This is a genomic window from Nocardia jejuensis NBRC 103114, from assembly GCF_001613145.1.
Taxonomy (GTDB): domain Bacteria; phylum Actinomycetota; class Actinomycetes; order Mycobacteriales; family Mycobacteriaceae; genus Nocardia; species Nocardia jejuensis.
Genome location: NZ_BDBU01000014.1, coordinates 93,460 through 109,680, shown reverse-complemented (window position 1 = coordinate 109,680; position 16,221 = coordinate 93,460). Strand labels below are relative to the sequence as shown.

The 16,221-nt window shown below is 68.0% G+C and carries 12 protein-coding genes; 8 read left to right on the top strand and 4 right to left on the bottom strand.

Annotation, left to right across the window (positions count from 1 at the left end; translation table 11 throughout):
• Positions 1 to 316 precede the first annotated feature (316 nt).
• Complete coding sequence (gene ypfJ / locus NJ1_RS11955; protein WP_067691936.1) at positions 317 to 1,240, bottom strand: KPN_02809 family neutral zinc metallopeptidase; 924 nt, start codon at positions 1,238 to 1,240, stop codon at positions 317 to 319.
• A gap of 118 nt (positions 1,241 to 1,358) precedes the next feature.
• Between ypfJ and aspS the strand changes: the two genes are divergently transcribed.
• The gene (gene aspS, locus NJ1_RS11950) at positions 1,359 to 3,155 is read left to right on the top strand and encodes an aspartate--tRNA ligase (RefSeq protein WP_067691933.1); all 1,797 of its coding nucleotides are present in this window, start codon (positions 1,359 to 1,361) and stop codon (positions 3,153 to 3,155) included.
• A gap of 153 nt (positions 3,156 to 3,308) precedes the next feature.
• On the opposite strand, the gene NJ1_RS11945 is transcribed toward aspS, so the two are convergent.
• Complete coding sequence (locus tag NJ1_RS11945; protein ID WP_174557071.1) at positions 3,309 to 4,292, bottom strand: DUF2189 domain-containing protein; 984 nt, start codon at positions 4,290 to 4,292, stop codon at positions 3,309 to 3,311.
• Positions 4,293 to 4,715: 423 nt separating this feature from the next.
• On the opposite strand from NJ1_RS11945, the gene NJ1_RS11940 reads away from it, so the two are divergent.
• On the top strand, positions 4,716 to 5,888 hold the full coding sequence (locus NJ1_RS11940) for a phosphotransferase family protein (RefSeq protein ID WP_067691930.1): 1,173 nt from the start codon (positions 4,716 to 4,718) through the stop codon (positions 5,886 to 5,888).
• A gap of 189 nt (positions 5,889 to 6,077) precedes the next feature.
• Here NJ1_RS11940 and NJ1_RS11935 read toward each other — a convergent pair whose 3' ends face one another.
• A complete protein-coding gene (locus tag NJ1_RS11935) occupies positions 6,078 to 7,754 on the bottom strand; it encodes an alkaline phosphatase D family protein (protein WP_422615750.1) in 1,677 nt (558 codons plus the stop codon).
• Between the two features lie 121 nt (positions 7,755 to 7,875).
• Here NJ1_RS11935 and NJ1_RS11930 point away from each other — a divergent pair, with 121 nt between their 5' ends.
• Positions 7,876 to 9,225 (top strand): replication-associated recombination protein A, encoded by a 1,350-nt coding sequence (locus NJ1_RS11930; protein WP_084478031.1) that lies wholly within the window; start codon positions 7,876 to 7,878, stop codon positions 9,223 to 9,225.
• Positions 9,226 to 9,393: 168 nt separating this feature from the next.
• A complete protein-coding gene (locus tag NJ1_RS11925; protein ID WP_067691924.1) occupies positions 9,394 to 9,942 on the top strand; it encodes a Uma2 family endonuclease in 549 nt (182 codons plus the stop codon).
• A 39-nt stretch (positions 9,943 to 9,981) separates the two neighbouring features.
• On the opposite strand, the gene NJ1_RS40440 is transcribed toward NJ1_RS11925, so the two are convergent.
• Complete coding sequence (locus NJ1_RS40440) at positions 9,982 to 10,635, bottom strand: CatB-related O-acetyltransferase (protein ID WP_245717338.1); 654 nt, start codon at positions 10,633 to 10,635, stop codon at positions 9,982 to 9,984.
• An 83-nt stretch (positions 10,636 to 10,718) separates the two neighbouring features.
• Between NJ1_RS40440 and alaS the strand changes: the two genes are divergently transcribed.
• The 4 genes from alaS to NJ1_RS11900 are packed head-to-tail and all read left to right on the top strand — an operon-like array spanning position 10,719 to position 16,201.
• A complete protein-coding gene (gene alaS / locus NJ1_RS11915; RefSeq protein ID WP_067691921.1) occupies positions 10,719 to 13,385 on the top strand; it encodes an alanine--tRNA ligase in 2,667 nt (888 codons plus the stop codon).
• A gap of 59 nt (positions 13,386 to 13,444) precedes the next feature.
• Positions 13,445 to 13,963, top strand: a complete 519-nt coding sequence (gene ruvX / locus NJ1_RS11910; RefSeq protein WP_067691983.1) for a Holliday junction resolvase RuvX — start codon at positions 13,445 to 13,447, stop codon at positions 13,961 to 13,963.
• Complete coding sequence (gene mltG, locus NJ1_RS11905) at positions 13,960 to 15,402, top strand: endolytic transglycosylase MltG (RefSeq protein WP_067691918.1); 1,443 nt, start codon at positions 13,960 to 13,962, stop codon at positions 15,400 to 15,402. Before ruvX ends, mltG begins: the two co-directional genes overlap by 4 nt.
• Entirely contained in the window at positions 15,377 to 16,201 is an 825-nt protein-coding gene (locus NJ1_RS11900) for a shikimate dehydrogenase (protein WP_067691915.1), read from the top strand. The genes mltG and NJ1_RS11900 overlap by 26 nt, the downstream gene beginning before the upstream one ends.
• Positions 16,202 to 16,221: the final 20 nt, after the last annotated feature.

Below are 16,221 nucleotides of genomic sequence, written 5' to 3'. Positions count from 1 at the left end.
TACCGCCGCCGCTGCGAGTACCGACGCGACGCCTCGCCACATCCCCGCGCGGCGCGCGTCCCCTACCGCCCCGAATCGCTGTGTCGCACCGAGTGTCCGCATCGAGTTCCTCCCACAACCGGCGAGCCGGTGCTCGCCGCCGCCGATTCTGCCCTGGTAGCTCTCCCCTCGCTGTGGGCGGCTTGCCGGATGCGTCGGATCGAATCGGCCCGGACGGCCGAACCTTGTTCGGAGCCTTCACACGACGCAAAACCGGGCACGATCTCCGTATCACCGTGGGGGTGAGAGGGAATCGTGCCCGGCGTGGGTATGTGAGTTACTGCTTCAGCGCGGGCGGGTTGTTCAGATCGCGGGCGCTGTAGGTGTCGCACGCTTTGACCTGGCCGGTGCGGTAGCCGGTGAGAAACCATTTCTGGCGCTGGTCCGAGGAGCCGTGGGTCCAGGCCTCGGGGTTGACGCGGCCGGTGGACGCTTTCTGGATGCGGTCGTCGCCGACGGCCGAGGCAGCGGAGAGGCCGTCACGAATGTCGTTCTCGGTCAACGGCTTCAGGAACGGCTCGTTGCTGTTGGGGGCCGGGAGCTTGTCGGCGTAGTACGCCCACACACCCGCGTAGCAGTCGGCCTGGAGTTCGGTGCGCACCGCGCCGGACTCCGCGCCCTGCGGATCGCTTTGCGCCTTACCGAGATCCCCGAGCAGGTTCTGGATGTGATGGCCGAACTCGTGCGCGACCACGTACTCCTGCGCGAGCGGTCCGCCGCTGGAGCCGAAGCGATCCTTCAACTCCTGGAAGAAGCTGGTGTCGAAGTAGGCGGTCTGATCGGCGGGGCAGTAGAACGGCCCGACCGCCGAGGACGCGCGCCCGCACCCGGTGCTGACCTGTCCGGAGAACAGCGTCACCTTCGGCTCGGTGTAGCGCTTGGTGGTCTGCTTGGCGAGCTCGGTGCTCCAGACCCCGTCCAGGCTCTGCACCGTCAGCACCACCCGGCAGTCGGCGTATTTGTTCGCGTCCGCGCCGGTCTTGCAGTGCTCGGGTGTCTGCGCGGTCCCGCCCTCGCCCTGGGAGTCCGCACCGGTGAACTGGCCCAGCACACTGCCCGGATCACCACCCAGTAGCAGGGTGGCGATCAGCACGATGATTCCGACCGCACCGCCACCGAGGACCAGTCCGCCGCCCTTGCCAGGTCCACCGCCGCTACTGACCCGATCCGGGTCGATCTGCAGGCCCTCGTTGAAGGTCATGTGTACAGCTTGACACGGTGGCGCGGATATCGGTTTCCTCTCGGAATACGTGTCTCACTAGGATGGTCCCGCACACGGCTCACTCCGCCGGTGTTTCGAGCCCGTCGAAAGGAATCCAGTGCTGCGCACCCACTTGGCTGGTTCGCTGCGAAGCGAGCACGCCGGTCAGACCGTCACCCTCACCGGATGGGTGGCCCGTCGGCGAGACCACGGTGGCGTGATCTTCATCGATCTGCGTGATGCGTCGGGTGTGTCGCAGGCGGTCTTCCGTGAGGGAGAGCCGGCCGAGCAGGCTCACAAGCTCCGCAACGAATTCTGCGTGAAGGTCACCGGCGTGGTCGAGAACCGCCCGGCGGGCAGCGAGAACCCGAACCTGCCGACCGGCGCGCTCGAGGTCAACGTGACCGCGCTCGAGGTGCTGAACGAGGCCGCGCCGCTGCCGTTCCAGCTGGACGACGAGCCCGGCGAGGAGATCCGGCTCAAGTACCGCTACCTGGATCTGCGTCGCGAGGGCCCGGCCAAGGCCATCCGGCTGCGTTCGCAGGCCAATGCCGCGATCCGCGAGGTCATGGGCAGGCACGCCTTCGTCGAGGTCGAGACCCCGACCATGACCCGCGCCACCCCCGAGGGCGCGCGCGATTTCCTGGTGCCCTCGCGTCTGCAGCCCGGCTCGTTCTACGCGCTGCCGCAGTCCCCGCAGCTGTTCAAGCAGCTGCTCATGGTCGGCGGCATCGAGCGCTACTACCAGATCGCGCGCTGCTACCGCGACGAGGACTTCCGCGCCGACCGGCAGCCCGAGTTCACCCAGCTCGACCTCGAGATGAGCTTCGTCGAGCAGGAGGATGTCATCCTCCTGACCGAGGACATCCTGGTCGGCCTGTGGAAGCTCATCGGTCACGAGATCACCACCCCGATCCCGCACATGACCTACCACGAGGCCATGCGCCGCTACGGCTCGGACAAGCCGGACCTGCGCTTCGGCGTCGAGATCACCGAGATGGCGGAGTACTTCAAGGACACGCCGTTCCGCGTGTTCCAGGCCCCGTACGTCGGCGCGGTCGTCATGCCCGGCGGTGCGAGCCAGCCGCGCCGTCAGCTCGATGCCTGGCAGGAGTGGGCCAAGCAGCGCGGCGCGAAGGGCCTGGGCTACATCCTGATTCAGGAGGACGGCACCCTGGGCGGCCCGGTTGCCAAGAACCTGACCGACGCCGAGCGTGAGGGTCTGGCCAAGCAGGTCGGCGCGAACCCCGGTGACTGCGTGTTCTTCGGCGCGGGCGACGCCAAGTCCAGCCGGGCCCTGCTGGGCGCCGCGCGCGGTGAGATCGCCCGCAAGTGCGGTCTCATCGACGAGAGCGAATGGGCCTTCGTCTGGATCGTGGACGCGCCGATGTTCGAACCGGCCGCCGACGCCACCGCGAGCGGCGATGTGGCCCTTGGTCATTCGTCCTGGACGGCCGTGCACCACGCCTTCACCTCGCCCAAGCCGGACTCGATGGACACCTTCGACACCGACCCGGGCTCGGCGCTGGCCTACGCCTACGACATCGTCTGCAACGGCAACGAGATCGGCGGCGGCAGCATCCGCATCCATCGCCGTGACGTGCAGGAGCGGGTGTTCAAGGTGATGGGCATCGACCATGACGAGGCGCAGGAGAAGTTCGGCTTCCTGCTGGACGCGTTCTCCTTCGGCGCTCCGCCGATGGGTGGTCTGGCCCTGGGTATGGACCGGATCGTGGCGCTGCTGGCCGGGGTGGAATCCATCCGCGAGGTCATCGCGTTCCCGAAGTCCGGTGGCGGCGTCGACCCGCTCACCGACGCGCCCGCGCCGATCACGCCGCAGCAGCGCAAGGAAGCGGGCCTGGACGTCAAGCTCGACGCCGACGGCAAGCCGATCGTGGCGCCGAAGGAGAAGTAGGACTCGAATCCCGCTGCACCGCACCGGGAAAGGAACCGCCCCCGCCGAACGTTCGGCGGGGGCGGTTTCGTGTTCGGAGAGTCACAGGGTGACGTGTCCGAGGAGTCACACCGCGAGGTGCTCTAGGAGTCACACCGTGAGGTGTCCGAGGAGTCACACCGTGACGACGAGCCTGCCCGTCAGTGTCCGGTAGGCGTAGGTGATCGCGATGGCGCTGACCGGACCGGCCACCAGCAGCCCGATGCCGCACAGCAGCGCGCCGACGAAGGTGATCAGCATGACCGCCAGCGCCAGCAGCACCACCTGCAGCGCGTTGCGGACCACCAGTTGTGCGCTGGACTTGATCGCGTTGACCGGGTCCATGTCCTGGTCGATCACGAAATGCAGCGCGAACATGCACAGCACGCCGACGATCACCAACGGGAACACGCACAGCAGCGAGGCGATCAGACAGGCGACGAACACCAGCAGTGCGGTGATCAGGACATTCCCGGCGTTGACGAAGCCGAAGAAGCCCGGGAAATCCGGTGGGGTGCCGTCGGTTTCGTACAGTGCGCCGCGGATCATGGCCGCCTGCAGCAACCACACCAGCAGTGCCGCCACCGCGAACAGCATCAGCACCGCGGCGAGTGATCGCACCTCGAGGGTGTTGACCAGCAGGACCACCACCAGCCAGGCGATCAGGCCGATGAGTCCGATGCCCAGCCATGGAATCGGGTTGAGCCGGAAGCGATCCCAGCCGTAGGCGATGGCGTGGCCGACCCGGAAGTCGTCGTGCTGATAGACCGGCGCGGCAGCCGGCTGGTTGTTCGGGGCGTATCCGCCCTGAGGCGGCTGGCCGGGCTGCTGCATCGGTCCGCCCGGGTAGCCCTGCTGCGGCCCGGGTCCGCCGGCGTATCCGGGCTGTGCCGGGTAGCCCTGCTGCGGAGCGGCACTCGGATGACCCTGCTGCGGAGCAGTACCCGGATAACCTTGCTGCGGTGCGGCGCCCGGATATCCCTGCTGTGGCGTGCCGCCGCCGGGGTATCCCGGCTGCTGCGCACCGCCCGGATAGCCCGGTTGTGCTGATGCGCCCTGATTGCCAGGTTCGGGCTTCGGCGCGCCCGACTGCGGGTGCAGGGGTGGTGGGGGTTCCACGGCTTCACTTCCGTACTGGGCTGCGCCCGGACCATCGAACTGTGGGTACCCGGCGAGCCCGGGCATTTCATGGCGACCGTGTGCGCCCGCGGGTTCGGATCCGCCCGAATGCGGTGCGGGCTCGGAAGTTTGGCGATGACCGGGGTGATCCTTGTGTGGCGCGCCGCTCCCCGATGCGGGAGATTCGCCGGCGGACTCATTCGGTGCTGAGGGCGGCGTGCCAGTCATGGTCACTAGCCTTTCACATTTCCCGGTTTACGGTGTGGCGCACAGCAGTTGACCATGAGACAACTAGACGGTCATGGTTGTGTCAAGCAACCAGCGCCGTGTGGGCAAACCCTTCACAAAGACACGCCGGACGACGCGCGAAAGGTTGCGCAACCGCTCGCTGAAAGTGACCTGGAGCGAGTACTTTGGGTTCCGATGACCGCACTATTGGCCGAACGCGCCGCCGAAGTCGTGTACGCGGCACAACAGTTGCTCACAAAGCGAATGGGTGCTGCGGTAAAGCTGAGCGATCCTGTCGAACTCAGTGGCAGTGGTAGAACGACGGTTCTCCGTGTTCGTGTAGCGGAGAACGCCTTCTCTCTTCCACGCACCCTCATTGTGAAGCAGGTGGCAGGCTCGGCGTCGCAGCGACGCACCGGTGGCATGGCCCCCGGTGTCGCCAGCATCGACTCCGCCTTCCTGCGCGAGGCCGTGTCCTATCAGTTCACGACTGCCCTGGGCCGCGAACATCGTCCCGGCGCATACCTGCTCGCCTACAGCCTGCCGGACCGCTTGCTCATCCTGAGCGACCTGGGCGAGAACACCTCGCTCACCGCGGTCCTGCAATCCACCGTCGAACCCGCCGGGCGCAACGCGCTCATGGCTTTCGCGCAGGCCCTGGGTCGCATGCATGCCGCGACCGTCGGCCGCGAAGCCGACTTCGTCGCACTGCTCAGACGCGTGGATGTCGTGCACCGGGTGGACGGCATCGCCCAGCAGGCCGAGACGGCCGTCGCCGAAGTCCCGCTCATGCTGCAGCGTGAAATGGGCATCGAGGTGCCCGGTGAGATCGCCGAACGCATCGTGCGCGGCAACAGACTCTTCTCCGCCGGCCGGTACCGGGCGTTCAGTCCCTCGGACCTGTGCCCGGACAATGTCATCCTCAACGAGGAGGGCGCGCGGTTCCTGGATTACGAGTGGGGCGGCTTCCGCGACTCGACCCTCGATATCGCGTACGCCCTGGTCTCCTTTCCCGGCTGCCTCTGCGATTTCGAGCTCTCGCGTGAACGCGCCCGGCAGATGGTCGAAGCCTGGCGATCCGAAGTGGTCGCGGTGTGGCCCGCGCTCGCCGATGACGATGTACTGAACGAGCGCATTCTCGAGGCGCGCCTGATCTGGGTGTGGCTCTCCACCTACTGGTTCCTGCCCGCGGACCACACCCGCATCGCGGCCGCGCGCGAACACGGACTCTCGATTCCGCGATCCGCCGCCCTGATCAACCGCTGGGCTGCCCTCGCGGAAGACGCCCGCTGCACCGGCGACGACACCCTCGGCGACTTCGCCGAGCATGTGTCGGCCACGCTCGAGGAGCACTGGGAAGAACAGTGAATCGACCGACCGAGGCCGGAATCCGATGTGGCCCATCGGATTCCGGCCTCGCTCGTGTGCGGTGAGTGTCCGCGTGCGATCACCGGTGGTGGATCGTGCCCGCTCGATGTGACGGGGCAACGGCCCAGCCGCCGGACTCGCCCGGCGTCGACTCGGCGGAAGCGGCAGTGCCCGGGCGCGCCGTGCGATTCAGACCATCGGTGCGGGACGCTGCTCCAATCGCCCACCGCGGCGCACCGCGAACGAAGCGCCGTGGCGGACACCGGAATTCGGGTCGGCCACATCGGTGAGGTAGTACCAGTCCATCTGGGCCTGCTCGGCGTCCACGTGCAGGACGCCGTAGCCGTGTGAGTCGAGTTCGGCGTAGCGCAGATGCCGGTTGACGCCGGTCAGCGCGGTTTCCGCGACGACCGACGCGGTGCGGGGCGGCGCCTTGGTGATATCGCCCATGCTCTGCGAGGTGACCGAGGGGATCACGAACTCCACGCCCGCGGTCGGACCACCGGGATAGGCCGCGGCATCGAGCGGCAGGTCCGCGGCCCACGAGGTGTGGATGTCACCGGTGAGGAAGACGGTGTCCGTCACCTGGTTCTCGGCGATGGTCTGCAACAGTTTCCGGCGATCGGCGGTGTAGCCGTCCCACTGATCGAGGTTGGCCGGAATGCCTGCCTGTGGAATGCCGATCAGTTGAGTGAGGGCCGCGGTGGTCGCCGGTTCCAGCGGCGGGAAGATCAGGGGTGCGATCATCACCGGGTTGCCGATGAGCTTCCAGGTCACCGGCGCGGACACCAATCCGGCCGAGATCCACTCCATCTGGTCCCTACCGGTGATGGTGCGATCCGGGGAGTCGACCTGCCGCCAGCCCGGACCGGCCTTGGCCTGCTGGCTGCGGTAGCTACGCAGATCGAGCATGGACAGCTCGGCCAGGGTCCCGAAGCGCAGCCGCCGGTACAGGCGCGCGTCCGCGCCGGTGCGCACCGGCATCCATTCCAGGTACGCCTTCAGCGCCGCCGCGCGCCGGGTCTGCCACTCGCCCTCGGTGGCGGGCTGATGGTTCTCCGCGCCGCCGGACCAGGCGTCGTTGGCCGATTCGTGGTCGTCCCAGGTGCAGATGAACGGCACCCGCGCATGCAGATCGGATAGATCCGGATCGGTCTTGTACTGCGCGTGGCGGATTCGATAGTCGGCGAGCGAGACGATCTCGTGCTCGGGGTCGTGCGCGCGGACCGAACCGGCGCGGCCGCCGTACTCTCCGCGGGGGTATTCGTAGAGGTAGTCGCCCAGGTGCACGATCGCGGCGAGATCCCCGCGCGCGGCCAGATGGCGGTAGGCGCCGAAGTATCCGGCTTCCCAGTTGGCGCAGGACACCACGCCCAGGCGCAGGCGATCAGGGGTGGCGGACGGGTCGGGTGCGGTGTGCGTGCGGCCGACGGGAGAGGTCTCGCCGAGAGCGGTGAATCGGAAGGCATAGTCGCGGCCCGGGGCCAGACCGCTCGCGTCGATCTTGACGGTGTGGTCGGAATCGGCTGTGGCCGTGTGGGTTCCGGAGGCGAGGACGGAGCCGAAGGACTCGTCGGAGGCGACCTCCCAGCGCACCGCGACCGGATCGCCCGCACCCGAGCCGGGGGTCGCGTCAGCGCTCGGGGTGACCCGGGTCCAGAGGATGACCGCGGTCGGCATCGGGTCGCCCGAGGCCACGCCGTGCCGGAACACCGGGGCCTGGGCGCGCGCGGTCGCCGCGCCGAACAGGCTCGTGGTCGCGGGGCCGATGACCGCGGCGGTGCCGCCCGCCAGGACCGCGGCGGTGCCTGTCTTGAGAGCTGAGCGTCGATCGAACCTGGCGTTGATGATCTCGGGAAGGCTCACGACGACGATCTCAGCCGATCGGGCGGTCGCGAGCAAATTTGGACGGATGAACAGTTCGTAAACCCTGGTGGTGGGACGTGCGTGCGCGAAGGTGTCGCCCCCGCTCGGTAGGGTCGTGCGCGTGAGTGATGGGTTGTTCGACGCGCCGGGGGCGGAGGCGGTGTCCGACGAATTCGTGGCGAGTGTGCCGAGCGGCGGCGGGCAATTCGCGCCGCTGGCCGTGCGCATGCGCCCGCGCACCCTCGAGGAGGTGGTGGGCCAGCAGCATCTGCTCGGCCCCGGATCTCCGCTGCGCCGTCTGGTCGAAGGATCGGGCGCGGCCTCGGTGCTGCTGTACGGGCCGCCCGGCACCGGCAAGACCACCCTCGCCTCGCTGCTGTCGCAGGCCACGGGTCGCCGCTTCGAAGCGCTCTCGGCTTTGTCCGCCGGGGTCAAGGAGGTGCGCGCGGTCATCGATCTGGCGCGTCGCCGCCTGACCGCCGGCGAGCAGACCGTGCTGTTCATCGACGAGGTGCACCGCTTCTCCAAGACCCAGCAGGACGCGCTCCTGGCCGCGGTCGAGAACCGCATCGTGCTGCTCGTGGCCGCCACCACCGAGAACCCGTCCTTCTCGGTGGTCTCGCCGCTGCTCTCGCGCTCGCTGGTGCTGCAGCTGAAGTCGTTGTCGGAGGACGATATTCGCGCGGTCCTGAACCGCGCCATCGCCGATCCGCGCGGCCTGGGCGGACAGTACGAGGTCACCGACGAGGCGCTGGAACACATCGTCCGGATCGCCGGTGGCGACGCCCGCCGCTCGCTCACCGCCCTGGAGGCCTCCGCCGAATCCTCCCTCGACGGCACCGTCGATGTGACCCTGGTCGAGGCGAGCGTGGACAAGGCCGCCGTGCGCTACGACCGCGACGGCGATCAGCACTACGACGTCATCAGCGCCTTCATCAAATCCCTGCGCGGTTCGGACGTCGACGCCGCTCTGCACTATCTGGCCCGCATGCTCAGCGCCGGTGAGGACCCCCGATTCATCGCCCGCCGCTTGATGATCCAGGCCAGCGAGGAGGTCGGCATGGCCGACCCGACCGCCCTGCAAACGGCCGTCGCCGCGGCGCAGGTGGTGCAACTGGTCGGCCTCCCCGAAGCCCAGCTGGCCCTGACCCAGGCCACCATCCACATCGCCACCGCCCCCAAATCCGGCGGCGTGGTCAAGGCTCTCGGCGCGGCCATGGCCGACATCGGCGCGGGCAAAGCCGGCGCCGTCCCACCGCATCTGCGCGACGGCCACTACGCCGGCGCGGAAAAACTCGGCAACGCCCAGGGCTACAAATACCCCCACGACCACCCCGACGGCGTCCTGACCCAGCAATACCCACCCGACGAACTCGTCGGCAAGAACTACTACCAGCCCACCGACCACGGCTACGAACGCGAAGTGGGCCCCCGCGTCACCAAACTCCGCCGCATCGTCCGGGGGAAGTGAGCGACGCCGAGTTGTCCCCGGCGCCCATAGAACTTCTGCGTGTCGGGATGGTGAGTCGGCGCGAACACCGGTCGGCAGGTCACACTGGCTCCTAGGTGATCGTGTCGATCCGCGATCCGCCCAGCAGAACGGAGGGATTCGGTGACCGCCATGGCTGATAATCCGCAAATGCGGGTCAGTGATTTCGAGGAACTCGCCCAGCATCAGGGCGAGGCGGCTCGGCTCGAGTTCCTGTACGGAAAGCTGGGGGTGAAAGCGGTGCCGGACGGTGATCACCGGGAAATCGTGCGCTGGCTGGCCAGGCGAATCCTCCCGCTGCGTGATGAACTGTGGCTGTACCCCGAGGTCGATATGAAGGTCGAGTCCTATCGGAAAGGCCGTGCTCGGGCGGATGCGGTCCTGGCTCCCGACGGCGTATATCAGGGCCAGGGCGATTGGGTCGATCCGGAATCGGCGCTGATGGTCGTCGAGGTCACCTCATACGACTCCGATACGACTCGGCGAGACAGGATCGAAAAGCCGAAGGCCTACGCGGAAGCGGGTATTCCCGTCTACCTTCTGATCGACAGGGATACCTGCGAAACAGTTGTCTACAGTCGCCCGTACAACGGGGTCTACTCGATGACGGTCCGGCTGCCCTTCGGTGAGCCGCTCGAGCTTCCGTCTCCGGTGGGCATCACACTCGATACCCAGCCGTTGAAGGATCTCGTGCGCTGACGCGATCCAGGGTGAGGTCGGCTCGAGCGGCGAGGAGAGTCAGAGGAGACCGTTCGCCACGGCGATCTTCTCGATGTCGTGCGGGGTGCCCGCCATGATGGTGCGCACGTTCTCGGTGATGACGTCGAGGGGCCAGTTCCACCAGGCCGCGGCCAGGAGGCGGGCGATGTCCTCGTCGGGGTAGCGCTGTTTGACCGGTTTGGCGGGGTTGCCGCCGACGATGGTGTAGGGCGGGACGTCGGTGGTGACGACCGAGCCGGTGGCGACGATGGCGCCGTCGCCGATGGTGACGCCGGGCATGATCAGGGTGTTGTAGCCGAACCAGACGTCGTTGCCGACGACCGTGTCGCCCTTGCTGGGGATCGAGGTGATGATGTCCATGGTCTCCTCGGCCCAGGTTCCGCCGAAGATGGTGAACGGGAACGTCGAAACGCCGGCGGTCGGGTGATTGGCCCCGGCCATGATGAATCGGGTGCCGGTCGCGAGGGCGCAGAACTTGCCGATGATCAGCTTTTCCGGGCCGAAGGCATACAGCACGTTCTCCCGCTCGAAGGCGGTGGCGTCGTTCGGATCGTCGAAGTAGGTGTAGTCGCCGACCTCGATGTTGTCCGCCGTGATGTGCGGTTTCAGGAACACGGTGCGCTCGGTGTGGGGGAGCGGGAAACGCTGGGACGGGTCCGGGATCACAGTCACTCCGGCGATGGTAGCCAGAGTCGCCGCACGATGGCCGGTACCTCGGTAAACCTGCTGGACCGGGGACGGTAGGCTTGATTCCTGTGCAGACCCACGAGATTCGACGGCGCTTTCTGGAGCATTTCGTCCGTGCCGGACACACCGAGGTACCGAGTGCTTCGCTGATCCTGGCGGACCCCAACCTGCTGTTCGTCAACGCGGGCATGGTCCAGTTCGTGCCGTACTTCCTCGGTCAGCAGACCCCGCCCTTCTCCACCGCGACCAGCGTGCAGAAGTGTGTGCGCACCGGCGACATCGAGAACGTCGGCGTCACCACCCGCCACAACACGTTCTTCCAGATGGCCGGCAACTTCAGCTTCGGCGACTACTTCAAGCGCGAGGCCATCTCGTTCGCGTGGTCGTTGCTGACCGGCAAGGTCGAGGACGGCGGCTACGGTTTCGACCCCGAGCGACTGTGGGCCACGGTCTATCTCACCGATGACGAGGCCGAGCGCATCTGGCTCGAACTGGGCGTGCCCGCTGAGCGGATCCAGCGCCGCGGCATGGCCGACAACTACTGGTCCATGGGCATCCCCGGACCGTGCGGCCCGTGCTCGGAGATCTACTACGACCGTGGGCCCGACTACGGCATCGAAGGTGGTCCCGAGGCCGACGAGGATCGCTACATCGAAATCTGGAACCTCGTGTTCATGGAGAACGAGCGCGGCGGCGGCACCAGCAAGGACGACTACGAGATCCTGGGCCCGCTGCCCAAGAAGAACATCGACACCGGCATGGGCATCGAGCGCGTCGCGTTCCTGCTGCAGGGCGTCGACAACGTCTACGAGACCGATCTGCTGCGCCCGATCATCGACAAGGCCGAGGAACTGACCGGTAGCTCGTACGGCGTCACGACCGAGAACGATGTGCGCTTCCGCGTCATCGCGGACCACGCCCGCACCGGCGCGATGCTCATCGCCGACGGTGTGAACCCCGGCAACGACGGCCGCGGCTACGTGCTGCGCCGGCTGCTGCGGCGCATCGTGCGCTCCGCGCGCCTGCTCGGCGCCGAGAAGCCGGTCATGGGCGAGTTCATGAAGGTGGTCAGCGACCTGATGTCGCCGTCCTACCCGGAGCTGGCCACCGACTTCCGTCGGATCGAGACCGTGGCCGTGGGCGAGGAGACCGCCTTCCTCAAGACCCTGAACACCGGCTCGACCCTGTTCGACAACACGGCCGATGCCGTGAAGTCCAAGGGCAGCACCGTGATCGCCGGGTCGGACGCCTTCACGCTGCACGACACCTACGGCTTCCCGATCGACCTCACCCTCGAAATGGCCGCCGAGGCGGGCCTTTCGGTGGACGAGGACGGTTTCCGCTCGCTCATGGCCGAGCAGCGCAAGCGCGCCAAGGACGACGCCCAGGCCCGCAAGCACGCGCACGCCGACCTGACCGTCTACAAGGAGCTGCTGGACCGCGGCGCGACCCAGTTCACCGGTTTCGACGAACTCTCCACCGAGGCAACGGTTCTCGCGCTCATCAAGGACGGCGTGCGCGTGCCGGTGGCCGAGGTCGGCGACGACGTCGAGGTGATCCTGGACCGCAGCCCGCTCTACGCCGAGTCCGGCGGCCAGATCGCGGACCGCGGTGCGATCTCCTCCTCACACGGAGTGAAGCTGCGCGTCGAGGACGTTCAGAAGATCGCCAAGCAGCTGTGGGTGCACAAGAGCACCGTCGAGGCCGGTCAGCTCACCGAGGGTGACACCGTGCTGGCCAGCGTCGATCCGGCCTGGCGTCGCGGCGCGACCCAGGGCCATACCGGCACCCACATGGTGCACGCGGCGCTGCGACAGGTGCTGGGCCCCAACGCGGTTCAGGCCGGTTCGCTCAACAAGCCGGGCTACCTGCGCTTCGACTTCAACTGGCAGGGCGCGCTGTCCGAGCAGCAGAAGGCCGATATCGAGGCCGTGTCCAACGACGCGGTGGGTGACGACTTCACCGTCAACACCTTCCTCACCGATCTGCCGACCGCCAAGAAGATGGGCGCGATGGCCCTGTTCGGCGAGAACTACGGCGACGAGGTGCGCGTGGTGGAGATCGGCGGACCGTTCTCCATGGAGCTGTGCGGTGGCACCCATGTGCAGCACTCCTCGCAGATCGGCCCGATCACCGTGCTCGGTGAGTCCTCGGTCGGTTCGGGCGTGCGGCGCGTGGAGGCGTTCGTCGGACTGGACTCCTATCGGTACCTCGCCAAGGAGCGGGCGCTGCTGGCCGGTGTGGCCTCCTCGCTGAAGGTGCCGTCGGAGGAGGTCCCCGGCCGCGTCGAGCAGCTCGTGGAACGACTCAAGGTTGCCGAGAAGGAACTCGAGCGCACCAAGATGGCCGCGGTGCTGTCCTCGGCGGGCACGTTCGTGGAACAGGCGCAGCGTGTCGGGAATGTCCTTCTCGTCGCGGCCGCCGCGCCCGAGGGCGTCGGCGCGGGCGATCTGCGCACCCTCGTGGCCGATATCAAGGGCCGCTTCGGCTCCGAACCGGCCATCGTGGCGCTGCTCGGCAACGCCGACGGCAAGGTGCCGTTCGTGGTCGCGCTGACCAAGGGTGCCCTGGAGGCCGGGTTCAAAGCGGGTGATCTGGTGGCCGCCTTCGGTCCCAGCATCGCCGGACGCGGCGGCGGCAAGCCGGAGATGGCGCAGGGCGCGGGGTCGGATCCGTCCGGCATCGAGGCCGGTCTGGCCGCTCTGCGGGCGCGGGTGGCCGAGCTCGCCGGCTGATGTCGACTTCCGAATCCTCGGACACGCCGGGCGCCTTCGAAGGTGCGCGGACCCCCGCGGTGGCCGATGCGCGGTTCGCCGCCGACCGTCCCGCGGCGGGCTCGGACCCCGGCCGGGGCCGCCGGATCGGCATCGATGTGGGCAGCGTCCGCATCGGTGTCGCCTCGAGCGACCCCGACGGCATCCTGGCCACACCCGTCGAGACCGTGCCCAAGGCCAAGAAGGTCGCGCCGGGCACCCTGTCGCCGGACCTGGCCAGGATTGCCCAGATTGTGCTGGAGTACGAAGCCGTGGAAGTGATCGTCGGCCTGCCGCGGACCTTGCGCGGTGAGAGCGGCTCTTCGGCTAAGCTGGCTGCCACCTTCGCGGGGCGTTTGCGGACCCTGATCGCGCCGACACCGGTGCGACTTTCCGACGAACGTTTGACTACGGTGTCTGCTGCGCGCGCGTTGCGAGACAGTGGAGTTCGCGCGCGCGGGCAGCGGCAGGTCATCGATCAGGCGGCCGCCGTGTCGATCCTGCAGGGTTGGTTGGACGAACGGAGTGCGCTATTGAAGCCGGGCGGTGCTGACGCATGACCGACCGCTGGACGCGAGCCGAGGAACGCTATCGGCAGAACGCGGATCGCCGCTACCGCAGGGACGACTGGGAAGAAGCGGAAGACTACGAGGACGACACCACCGTCATCCCTCGCTACGAGGACGACGAGGACGACGAGCCGATCCTCGAACCCGAACCACCCCGGCGCACCGCTCCCCAGCGCGCCGATCGTGGCCGGCGCTCCGCGCCGCGGTCCGAGGGCCGGGGCTCCGGCGGGCGTTCGGGCCAGCGCCCGAAGCGTTCCCGGGTCGCCTCGCGCAAGGCGGCCGAGCGCAAGCGCCGTCGCCGGAACATGTACGTCATCAGCAGCGTGTTCGTCATCCTCTTCGTGGGCGCCATCGGCTTCGCCGGGTGGAAGTTCATGAACCGGTTGAGCCCGCCCGAGGACTTCTCCGGACCGCAGGGGCCGATCGCGGTCGTGCAGGTGAAGTCCGGTGACACCGCGACCCAGATCGCCGACACCATGCACGAGCGCGGCGTGGTCGCCAGCAGCGCGGCCTTCTACGAAGCCGCCGTGCGCAATACGAACATGAACTCGGTGCAGCCGGGCTACTACGCCATCCCGAGCCACAGCGCCGCCGCCGAGGCGGTCACCGCACTGTTCGGCAAGAACGCGCGAGTCGGCAATGTGGTCATCTCCGAGGGCCGCCAGCTGCACGACTCCACCGACGTGAACACCGGCGCGCGCAAGGACGGCATCTACCGCAAGATCGCCGAGGCCAGCTGTGTCGGCACCGGGGCAGCCGCCAAATGCGTGACCTACGAACAGTTGGACGCCGCCGGCACCAGCACCGACCCCGGCGCTCTGGGTGTGCCGTCGTGGGCCGCGGACCGGGTGCGCACCGTGCCGGACCCCAGCCGCAAGCTCGAGGGCCTGATCGCCGGCGGCACACTCGATTTCGATCCCAGCGCCAGCCCGCAGGACATCCTCAGGCAGCTGGTGACCGCGAGCGCGGCCAGCTACGAGACCACCGGAATCCTGCAATCGGGTGCGGCCAACGGGCTTTCGCCGTACGACACGCTCATCGCGGCATCCCTGGTCGAGCGTGAGGCGCTGCCACAGGACATGTCGAAGGTGGCGCGGGTGATCGTGAACCGGCTCAAGGTCGATCAGCCGCTGCAGTTCGACTCCACCGTCAACTACGCGCTGACCTCCACCGAGGTCGCCACCACCGACGCGGACCGCGCGAAGAAGACGCCGTGGAACACCTACGCGATGTCCGGCCTGCCCGCGACGCCGATCTCCGCCCCCTCGCTGGAAGCGTTGCGTGCCATCGAGAATCCGGCGGCCGGTCCGTGGCTGTACTTCGTCACGATCGATCAGAAGGGCACCACGCTCTTCACCGAGAGCTACAGCGAGCATCTCCGCAATATCGAAAAGGCAAGGCAGAGTGGAATTCTCGACAGCGGCCGCTAGCCGGAAGGCCGCCGTGCTGGGCAGCCCGATCGCACACTCGCGATCGCCGCAGCTGCATCTGGCGGCCTACCGGGCACTGGGTCTGGACTGGAGCTACGAGCGCATCGAATGCACCGGGGAACAACTGCCCGGGCTCGTGGACGGCCTGGGCCCGGAATGGGTCGGGCTCTCGGTGACCATGCCGGGCAAGGTCGCCGCCCTCGCGTACGCCGACGAGCGCACCGAACGGGCCGAGCTGGTGGGTTCGGCGAACACCCTGCTGCGCGCGGAGAACGGCTGGCACGCGGACTGCACCGACGTGGACGGTGTGCGCGGCGCGCTGGAGGGCGCCGGTGTGAGCGAAGCCGCGCGCGCCGTCGTGCTCGGTGCGGGCGGCACCGCCCGTCCGGCCCTGCTGGCGCTGGCCGATCTGGGCGTGCACACCGTCACCATCGTCGCCCGGGACAAGGGCCGCGCCGCCGACACCCTGGAACTGGCCGAGCGCCTGCACATGTCGGCCGAGGTGATCGACTTCGACCCGGACACGGTGGGTTTCGTCTGCGCCGATGTCGACGCGGTGGTCAGCACGGTTCCCGCGGACGCCGCCGCGGCGGTGGCGAATTCGGTGGCCCTCGCCCCGTACGTCCTGGACGCCATCTACAACCCCTGGCCCACGCCGCTGGCCGAGGCGGTGACCCGTGCGGGCAACACCGTGATCAGTGGCCTGCAGATGCTGCTGAACCAGGCCTACGGCCAGGTGGAGCTGTTCACCGGCAAGCCCGCACCGCGCGCGGAAATGGCTGCCGCGCTTCAGGAGTGAAGCGCCGGTTCACTCCGGTC